9 protein-coding genes and 3 pseudogenes are annotated in these 9,476 nt (G+C 56.0%); 4 read left to right on the top strand and 8 right to left on the bottom strand.

The annotated features are described in order from the left end of the window. The 4 genes and pseudogenes from CU103_RS31885 to CU103_RS30785 all read left to right on the top strand — a co-directional run. On the top strand, positions 1 to 218 hold a 218-nt coding region (locus CU103_RS31885), incomplete at its 5' end, for a hypothetical protein (protein WP_210203868.1). A gap of 233 nt (positions 219 to 451) precedes the next feature. Further along, positions 452 to 1,361: pseudogene (locus tag CU103_RS30795) on the top strand (recombinase family protein). A gap of 41 nt (positions 1,362 to 1,402) precedes the next feature. After that, positions 1,403 to 1,729, top strand: coding sequence for a hypothetical protein (locus tag CU103_RS30790; RefSeq protein ID WP_106667811.1), 327 nt, complete (start codon positions 1,403 to 1,405; stop codon positions 1,727 to 1,729). Beyond that, positions 1,719 to 2,207, top strand: a complete 489-nt coding sequence (locus tag CU103_RS30785; RefSeq protein ID WP_146147910.1) for a hypothetical protein — start codon at positions 1,719 to 1,721, stop codon at positions 2,205 to 2,207. The genes CU103_RS30790 and CU103_RS30785 overlap by 11 nt, the downstream gene beginning before the upstream one ends. A gap of 244 nt (positions 2,208 to 2,451) precedes the next feature. Here the strand turns inward: CU103_RS30785 and repC are convergent, their stop codons facing one another. The 8 genes and pseudogenes from repC to CU103_RS30750 form a co-directional block, all read right to left on the bottom strand. After that, a complete protein-coding gene (repC, locus tag CU103_RS30780; protein ID WP_106667813.1) occupies positions 2,452 to 3,669 on the bottom strand; it encodes a plasmid replication protein RepC in 1,218 nt (405 codons plus the stop codon). A 158-nt stretch (positions 3,670 to 3,827) separates the two neighbouring features. Then, complete coding sequence (gene repB, locus CU103_RS30775) at positions 3,828 to 4,832, bottom strand: plasmid partitioning protein RepB (protein WP_106667809.1); 1,005 nt, start codon at positions 4,830 to 4,832, stop codon at positions 3,828 to 3,830. 67 nt (positions 4,833 to 4,899) lie between these two features. Continuing rightward, positions 4,900 to 6,105 carry a plasmid partitioning protein RepA gene (gene repA, locus CU103_RS30770; protein ID WP_106667808.1) on the bottom strand — a complete coding sequence of 402 codons (1,206 nt, stop codon included), beginning with the start codon at positions 6,103 to 6,105 and terminating at the stop codon, positions 4,900 to 4,902. Positions 6,106 to 6,798: 693 nt separating this feature from the next. After that, positions 6,799 to 6,897, bottom strand: a pseudogene (locus CU103_RS32440) (transposase); the annotation flags it as partial. Positions 6,898 to 7,041: 144 nt separating this feature from the next. Next, a pseudogene (locus tag CU103_RS30765) lies at positions 7,042 to 8,186 on the bottom strand (site-specific integrase). Beyond that, positions 8,183 to 8,431 (bottom strand): type II toxin-antitoxin system Phd/YefM family antitoxin, encoded by a 249-nt coding sequence (locus CU103_RS30760; protein ID WP_106667807.1) that lies wholly within the window; start codon positions 8,429 to 8,431, stop codon positions 8,183 to 8,185. Before CU103_RS30760 ends, CU103_RS30765 begins: the two are co-directional and overlap by 4 nt. An 11-nt stretch (positions 8,432 to 8,442) precedes the next feature. Continuing rightward, on the bottom strand, positions 8,443 to 8,820 hold the full coding sequence (locus CU103_RS30755; protein ID WP_106667806.1) for a type II toxin-antitoxin system VapC family toxin: 378 nt from the start codon (positions 8,818 to 8,820) through the stop codon (positions 8,443 to 8,445). Continuing rightward, complete coding sequence (locus CU103_RS30750) at positions 8,817 to 9,107, bottom strand: type II toxin-antitoxin system Phd/YefM family antitoxin (RefSeq protein WP_106667805.1); 291 nt, start codon at positions 9,105 to 9,107, stop codon at positions 8,817 to 8,819. The genes CU103_RS30755 and CU103_RS30750 overlap by 4 nt, the downstream gene beginning before the upstream one ends. Positions 9,108 to 9,476: the final 369 nt, after the last annotated feature.

Genomic DNA, 9,476 nt, shown 5'->3' with positions numbered 1-9,476 from the left:
ATCATGTGGTTTTTTCCATCGTCGGCGCGGACACCTTCTTACGTGCCGTTCCCGATTATGGTAGCACTACCTCAACGGCACAATTGCCCAGCAATGCGCCACTGCCGCCAAATCTGCCCCGCTTACCCGATAGAACTTTTGTTGCGGCTTACTTAGACGGCTTTAAGAAGCTGTTTACGTTAATACTTTTCACCAAACGGCACCCAACTGCCATTTAGCTTCGTCTCGCCAGACCAGCAATTTCACATTCAGATACCTGCCATTAAGGTACTGCCGCTCACAGTCAATCGATGTAACAGTGCGTGTCTGTGGTCGTCCAAACACCCGTTTCCCTTGTATTTCGGGGGTTTGGTAGGCCGTAGCGCCGTGCATTTTCTTATTATCGGCATTTTCAACTGACCGTTTATCCATAACTTCCGATATTGTACAAAGCTGCGACTAAAATCTCGATATGAAACGAATCTCAAACCCACGTCTCGTAGGATATGCCCGTGTTTCAACCGAGGAACAGACAAATGAAGCTCAGCTTATCCAGTTAGAGGCTGCCGGCTGCCACGAAATCTTCGAAGAACAAGGTTCCGGCGCGTCTCGGGCCCGACCCGTACTGGCGAAGCTGCTGCGCGAGATCAAAGCCGGCGACGTGCTGGTCGTGGTTCGTCTCGATCGTCTCGCGCGGTCAGTTAGCCATCTGCTTCAGGTCATCGAGCAATTGGAGCAGGTGGGCGCGCATTTTCGCTCCCTGCATGATCCAATCGATACGTCGACGCCGCAGGGGATGTTCTCCTTGCAGGTTCTGGGCGCTGTCGCGCAATTGGAGCGCTCACTGATTTCCGAACGCACGAAAGCTGGGATCAAGGCGGCGAAAGCCCGGGGCAGGATGCCTGGCAATGCCGGCTTCCGTGAACTGCGGCCGGATGCGCTTGCCAAGGCGTCGCGGGCACGAGAACGCAGCCATCTCGCGGATTTGACCACAACCATGTCATCATGGTTACCAATCGTGCAGCGCATGCGTCCGGATCATCCCTGGGAAGACGTGGCGCGGCGCCTCAACCGCGAGACAGTGACAGAAATGGTCGGTCGATCGCCTGCGTCGGTCGGTCAAACGGCTGGTGCGCGAGGGACTGGCTGATCCCGGATTGATTGTCCCCTCGCCTCGGCGCACGCCGCAAGACCGATTGATGTCGCTGACCACCGGAATTGCCAACGCCAACCCCGACCTGACGTTCCGTGATATTGCCAGCCAGCTTGAGGCGATGCATGAGCGCACACCGCGCGGATCATCGACATGGGCAGCTTCCTCGGTAAAACACCTGCTTGACCGGGCCAGAAAGCTCGGCCTTGTTGCGCAGGCCAGGAATTGACGTTATTCACCCCTGCTCATTCTATTAGGTGAGAGAAATCCATGGCTGTTGACTGGGTCGCCACGCTACAGGAACAAGCGGATTTGGTGAGGGATGTCGCAAAGGACGTAGACAATGCGCTAGCCGCATCCGATCTGAGCGTTGAACAAGCGTCCCGGCTCTACAGAATGGTGGAATCGGGCGCCCAAGACTTCGATCGGATTGTCGAGCTCATGAACGAGCACGACCTGGACGAGAGTTTCATCGACGCGGCCGAAATCATCGAAGACACCTGGACCAATCTCTCGGTTGCAACGGCGAACAGGCTAAGAGTAATGCGTGGCCTTGATCCCATCGACATAGCACCTGACGATCGAAATGACGCATGAGCTCAACGCAACAATGGAAGCAGCTTGCGCCCATGCATGGTTGAGCCCCTACGATCTCCAGAGATTTTCGTCACCATATCTTGATGACACGTTTGCTGGCTATCCTTGTTTCCGGATGAAACAATTAGGGCGAGAACAGAGTTTGAGAGCCATGGATAACATCGTTTGGCAAAAAACCAGTGTTGGAGCAAAAGAGCCGTCGCACGAGTTCACAGCGATAGCGCCGAATGGGATTGATGTAGGCCGGATCTATCGCATCGATGGCGGTTTGCTCAAAGGTCGCTGGCGCTGGATTTTTCTGCTTGGCCATTCGCAATTCCGCCAAGGTATAATGAGCGGTGACCAGGCATCGAAGCAACGGGCCGCAAACGAGGTGCGCAAGACATACGAGCGCTATCTCGAAACACCGGGCTGCGCCGGCGGCGGTCAAAGCCGGATACTGCTCAAAAAGCAATCAAACCAAATCCGGGTGGTTTGACATACTGGCGCTCCTCGATCCAATCAGGTGATGTTCCCCTGGGAAAAATACACCTCGAATTGTGCCCGAACGGTGGAAACAGATGCGACAACAGTACCTCTTCTTCCCCGCGCTGGTCATGGGATTTGCGCTGCTGGCAGCGCTCGCTTTTTGTTCGACCGAAGATGCACCACCCAGCCTGGCTCCAACCACTCCGCTGCAACAGCCAGGAACTGGCGGATAACCAGCCCCACTGGACCCACCATCACGCCCCGGTCACCAACTGCGGCTGCACGCCATTGGCCTTCAGCGCCGCCATTAGCATTGGCCCGACGGCAAACTCCCCTGCCCTCGCCTTTTCGGTCAAAGCCCGCAGGTAACCGCCGGCGGAGTTGATGTTCTGGGCTCGCTGCAGGATGCAGGCAATGACGATGGCGGTGTTCTCCTGGCCAAAGACATCAAGCGCATCCTCATAGGCCGAGGGGGAAATACCGAGATAGCCCCTGACCTGCGCTGCCGTGGTCATCAGATCGCGCCAATTGCTGATCCCGCTCGCCGCATAGTCCGTAATTTCCGGACAGGCCTTCATCACCAATCCGAGCGGATAGGCCTTTGTTGCATCTTCGGCCCTGGTTTTTATCAGCTCGGGTCTGGACCCTTGGCTGTTTCTTAAGCGAGGTTCAAGATCAGAATTAGAGTTGGGTTTTGAATTCTGTTGCTGCGGTTCATATTGAGACTCATTGGCGCTCATATTTTCTTTATTTATGTGTTTTTCCAACAGGATAACGACTTCGTCATGCAATGCCGCCAAATCCCTCAGGATTGGCTCCAGTGTGGCAAGCACAGCCTGGCGCGGGATTGCCTCCACAATTGCCCGAAAACGCTTCCAGATCGTTCCCCAATCGCCGGGAACATCTTCCTCGACGGCAACCTCGATGAGCTTTCCGATATCGCGCCGGTGCAGCGTGATGCGCTCGCGGACGAGCTTGAGGGCCATCGAGGCTGCCCGCACGCTCTCTGCGGCCCGCTGCAGTTCTTCTGCGCGTGCCAGCAGCGGCGCCAGAGAGAAACCGAACGCATCGGTGATCTCCCCTCCCCTGCCCTTGCGAGAATAGCGTTTGCCGTTGGGGCTGTCCTTGCGCGTGATCAAGCCGCATTCGATGAGTGCTGCCAAATGCCGGCGCAATGTGGCATTGGCCATGCCGTGGGCACGCATGGAGAGCTGGACATTGGAGGGAAAGACCACCAGGCCGTTTTCCGCAGACAGTTCATTGTCGGGCAGGAACGACAACAAGGCATTGAGCACCGCCAAGGCCCGGTCGCCCACACCGACGACTTCCTTGCCTTCACACAGCCAGCGATAGACTTGCCACTTGTCGGCCGTCTTGCCTTCATTGATCTCCTGCGCTTGTGTTTGGGCTTTCAGATGGGCAAGCGTCATCGCCCGGCCCCCGAAAGGGGTCGTTATGAGATTTCCAATCATCTCCATTCACCTTTTCAAAAAGGCAAAAGATTTCCGCTCGCCAGAACGACGCCAATAACTCTTGACACTGATTCGGGGAAATGCGATTCTGAAGCTGCGAGACTTACGAGAAAGGCTTCCGCGACGGCAACGTACGGGGGCTTTTTTCTTTTGCGGTTTTAATCTCCTGTTCCAGTCATCTTTTTCGATTCTTTGAACGCTTGATAGAGCTGATCAAGGCTATCGGTGATGAATGCACCAAATTCCTGGGCGTCCTTCTCTTTCAATGCGATCGAGAATGTCTTGCCAGAAACTCTGGCAATCACACTCACTGATTTGTCGGCAGTAGCCCAGGCTGTCTCGGAACTAGATCCGGCACCCTTTCTAATTGGCTTCTTCGACTTTGATCCCTTAAGAAAATTATAGAGAAGATCAAAGCGTTCGGCCGACGATGTCGAAGCAAAGTCCGGACTAGCAACGTAGCTCTCGGCAACCGCTGTGTGACGCGGATTTTCAATAAGCTTGCGCAGATCAAGCCATCTGTCACGGCCGATCCCTTTCGCTGTGCCAATGGCTGCTATGATACCGTCCGGAATTGCCTTGGGAATGGTCAGCATTTTCGACAATGTTTGGTAATCTATGGACAACGCTGCCTGGATGGTTTCCCGCGTATAACCAAGGTTCTCCAGTCGATTGGCAAATTGAACACGCTCAATGAAACTCAGGTTCGCTCGCGCTGAATTCTCCTGGCCCTGGCTAATGACGTGATCCAAGTCCGCAAGGTTTTTTACGACAGCGCGGACGGTTCGCCCCAGTTCCTTCGCCACTCTTACACGCCTATGGCCAAACACGATCATAAAACGACGGCTGTCTTTTGGATGTGGTCGAACCAAAATAGGGGTGTCCTGCCCTCGTTCCTTTATGGCTTCGAACAATTCCCGATAGTCTTCATCGTCGTTTTCTGGCATACGATCAGCAACGAACGAACCGTCTAGAATGTCCGGGTCGAGTTCAACGACAGTTTCACCGTCAATTAACTTCAAAGCCTGTTTGGCCAACTCATCGATGGACGAGGACATTGATTTCGCTGCCCCAAACTTGCGAAATCCAGAACTAGGCTCGGATTCGTCCTCAATGACGGAGTCGTCCTTCATAATGCTTTCAAAAATATTCTTCCGTGCCATTTTACGTTCCTCGAAATCGGTTCAATGAGCTGATTCCATTGAGTAAATTTCGCATTTAGTCTGCAGTCTATTTCATCCGTCCCCATGCCTCATGAATGAGATCCCGGACTTCCGAATTAACGGCCTCCATGGACTCCATCGCACGTTCATAAGTGTGTCGATTCATGCCCGATTTCTCGACTTCATACAGTGTCTGTTTTGTAAGGCCTGCGTCCGATATCGCAGTCGATTTGAGCATCTGGTTCTTTAACATCTGAGGTGCCAGCATGGACTGCATGAAGCCCATCATTTGCGCCTGCGGTATATCCGTTGGCTCGTAGCGTGTGATTAGATATCGGAACCAGTCGAGATCGACATCGCCGCCAGCAGCATTAACGGTCTTCAAGATGTCGCCGAGCATCAACAAAAATTGTGACATTGACATCAAATCCAGCATCTGCGGATGAACCGTGATGAGCACCGCTGTTGCAGCAGCAAGCGCCGTTAGCGTCAGGTATCCCAGTTGAGGTGGACAATCGATGATGACAATGTCATAGCGATCATCAACTTCTTTCAACGCCTTCTCGATACGGTTCCAGAATGTTTTGCCCTCTATCGGGTTCTTGCTCTGCATCGCCAGTGGAGTGTCGTATTCGTACTCTTGCAACTCAAGTGAAGCAGGAATCACATCGAGCCCCGGGATGTTAGTTGGAAGTATAACTTCAGACACAGCCTTCCGTTCGTCATCATATCGGATGGCTTCATATATCGACGGATTCTGATCGAGCTCAGGCTGAATTCCGTACAATGCGGAGAGGGACGCCTGAGGATCGAGGTCGAGAGCGAGCACACGGTGACCAGTGAGAGCCAAATGCTGAGCGAGATGAGCAGCCGTGGTGGTTTTGCCTGACCCCCCCTTGAAATTGACCACGGCTACGATCTGAAGTTTCTCGCCACTCCGCCGATGTGGAACGTATTTTTTAACATCGGCGCGACCGTTACGATCGAGCCATTGACGCAACTGCATAATCTGCTCCGCCGAATACGTCCTTCGGCCACCAGAATGAATGGTAGGCTCGACCGCCTTCCCTTCCAAGTGCAACTTCTTGAGGTTGCTGGTCGATACACCCAAGAAATGGGCGGCTTCCGCCAGCGAAAATTGGCGAAGGGTCTTACGCGCGTTCGGTGGAAAAGTTTCCATGCGAAGCATATTCAGTTTCCGAGATATCTCGCGACCTTGTGCGAGAATCGTGTCATCGAAAGATGCTTTTTTAGTTAGCGCTGCGATGTTCATTGTTCCTGAAACCCCAAGTGACGGCATTTCCGAGAAATCCGTCCGAATGCCGTCATTATGTCCGATTCGTTTTATTCGACAAGAACTTTAAACTTAACAAAAGGTTAACGGGAGTCTTTGCTGTGGATTGCCGATTGCGCGTCAGAGCACGCAATAATACCGATGGGGCCAAACACTGTTACCCTTTTGATATTACAAACAGTTTTTGTGATTTAGACCGCAGTCTAATTTCGGGGCGGCCAAGGTTGTCAGGCCGTTGCGCGCGAACAAGCGACGCGAATCGTGAAAGCAAACCAATTCGCGCAATTCAGGCACGGCAGTGCGGGCCGCTTTTCGATACGCACCTAAGCTTGTGGCGTGTTGTAATTGGCAGTGCAAAGGTCGCGACTCATCGATCGGAGCCTGAAAATGACCGCTGCCCGCTATCCACGCTTGAGCGGAAGGTGCGGGCTCGGCGGTCATATCGGGGGTGCATGCGACGCTAGTACTGAGCTTTCCGAACATGTTTTCGATCTTACGGCTCTGTTTGTCCATATAGGATGCGGGACCCGAAACCTTTCTGTCGGCCTTTGACGGGATGCATGCTGTGATCTTGTGTTCGGCAAGAGCGTATCGAAAACAGTTGGCGTTATAACCCTGGTCTGCAAGCACTGCTTTGACTTTAGGCGCTGGCTGCGAGTTCGGTCAAAACCGGACCGAACACACCAAGTCTGCTCCAGCGGATGAAGCGGTTGTAAATCGTCTTGTGGGATCCGTATTCCTTGGCGCGTGGCGCCACCGCAATCCGTTGCGAATACGAGGGCCATGAGCGCAGGAACGGAGCCATCCAGGTTTTTCCACTCGCTAACAGCCCATGACGGCGTTCTATTGCAAAAAGGCAAGGCTTGAGGAGCAGCTCCAGGCGGCGGGACAGGTTAGAGGCGAGGAACTGCGTGCTCAAGCGATTAGCCTTGCTGCGCGGCTATGCCTGCGATCAGTACTGTTGTAATAGGCGGACGCTTGCTGCACAGATTTGTGGCGCGACTGTTCCATCGCTTCCAGCAAGGGAACACCCTGGTTCGCCGCCTCGGTGAGATAGCCGGAGCGTAGCCCGTGCGCCGAAAATTCCCCCGGCTCGAACCCCGCCTGGGCCACGCGGCTCTTGACGATATCGTTCACCGCCTTCGGATCAAGGGCGCGGCTCCTGACGTTGCCCCAGCGGTCGATCGCCCGAAACACACTGCCCTTGTCGATCTTTGATGCCGCCAGCCAGGCGTTCAACGCCTCGACAGGCCGGCCGGTGAGATAGACCACCTCGTCCTGGCCGGCCCCGGAAGTCTTGGTGCGGCCGAGGTGGATGGACAGGGAGGAGAGGGGCTCCCATCCTCACCCTTGACCGGCGCCTCGATGGTCAGTTGCTCTTTGCGCAGGGCGGCGACCTCGCTGCGGCGACGGCCGCCGGAGGCGAAGGCGACCATCAGGATCGCCCGATCGCGCAAATCGCGGAGATGGTGATCGCCGCAGGTCGCGAGCAGTTTTGCCAGCACGTCGCCGGTGACCGCCTTGGCGCTCCTGCGGCGGCGTTGCCGCGGCACGGCCCGGACGGCGAGGCGGATCGCCGACTTGAGGGCAGGGGAGGCGAAGGCGCCTTGGGCGCCGCGCCATTTGGTCAGCGTCGACCAATTGGCCAGCCGCCGGCGCACAGTATCTGGCGCATGCGGGCCGGCAGATCGCAGGAAGCCGCCATTGCGCAATTCGCGGTCGACGTCGGCCGGCATGCCGTGATCGGCATCGCTCTCTCGTTTCGAAGGATCCCACAGATGATGGGCGACGAATTTCAGCAGCAGTGCCTCCGGCGACGGCCAGGGAAGGGACGCGCCGGTCGCCGCGAGCGACCAGGCTTCCAGATAGGCAAGGTCGGAGGCGAGCGCGCGCAGCGTGTTCTCACCCATGCCCTGGCTGACGAGATGTTTGAGTGTTTCGACATCCTGGTCGGTCAACAGCTCGGCGAGCTTGTCGCGGCGGCCGATCGGCAGCACCGCGGCGATCGTGTCGATCTCCCCGGCGCGTTTTTCGATCGAAGGTGACGATGGCTTGCTCATTGCGGCAGTCCGTTCTCGTCATAGAATTCATCGTGATTTGAGGTCTGGCCACTCGTCGTCGGCCGTCCCTGGGCCATAAGCGCGAAAACATCATCGATCGTGCCATGGTCAGCTATCGGGATGGCGGTCATGGCAGCGACGGGATGTCCGTCGCGACAGATAGTGACCTCATCGTCGCGCAGGGCAAGGTCGATCAATTCTTCAAGCCGCTCCGCCGCCTCGGCAATTTCGACGCAAATCTTCACCGCTGCCCCTTTTACCAGACCCGTTCATGCAAAATCGCGTCGAACACCACATCGGTCGAGACAAACGCGCAAAGCTCCAGCCGTGTCTGCGCCGCGAGGATACGGTCCCACGGATCGCGGTGATCCCAGTCGAAGCTTGCTGCAAGCTCGGCGTGCAGATCGCTGATGGCGAGGGTCTGCAGGCCGCTGGCGGCGACGGCGGCGCGCAATTCCTGCGGCTTGAGATCGAGCTTGTTCAGGCGCATCTTGTTGTCGAGTTCGTAGAAGGATACGGCGCTGACCAGGACGGTGTTGGCCTTGTCCTCGATCAGCGACCGTGCCTTCCCAGAAAGCCGGCCACTGCCGATCGTCCACCAGTAGACGGCGTGGCTGTCGAGCAGCAGTTTCATGGCTTGGGCGCGCGGCCGCCTGGCTCGCCCTGCCAGACGCCGGTATCGTCGTTCCAGTCACCGGCATCGATCGCCGCCTGCTCGGCATCGGTCCCGTCGAACAGGTCGTCCGGCAGGCCGCGCTGGCGCAACAGGCCGAACGGGCGTTTGCCGCCGTCGGCCGGGCCAATGCGGGCATAGACTTCGTTGCCGCGCGTGATAAAAATTTCCTCGCCCTGGTTGGCGCGCTCGAGGACCGCGGCAAAATTTTTCCGGGCTTCACTGATCTTGTAGGTGGTCTGCGGCATGGGCGGCTCCCTGACTGGGCTTTGCAGCGACTGTAGCACCGCAATCACCAGCGTACAAGCTGCCTGTACACATCACCTCCGATAAGGGTTACTTATCGGAAGTGATTATCTGACTTATCTGACCAGAATTTTGCCGCCATGACGGAAGCCACTAACGATATAGCTTCTAGTTAATAGAGCGTTTATCATGATTTCAATGCGTTACGATCTCGCCCATCTGCCCCTCCAGAGCCTGCTGCGGGGGTAAGCGGGGCAGATTTGGCGGCAGTGGCGCATTGCTGGGCAATTGTGCCGTTGAGGTAGTGCTACCATAATCGGGAACGGCACGTAAGAAGGTGTCCGCGCCGACGATGGAAAAAACCACATGAT

This window comes from Phyllobacterium sophorae (assembly GCF_003010965.1).
Classification (GTDB): domain Bacteria; phylum Pseudomonadota; class Alphaproteobacteria; order Rhizobiales; family Rhizobiaceae; genus Phyllobacterium; species Phyllobacterium sophorae.
Note: the sequence above shows the minus strand (reverse complement) of the source record. Positions and strands in the feature narration are given on the sequence as shown.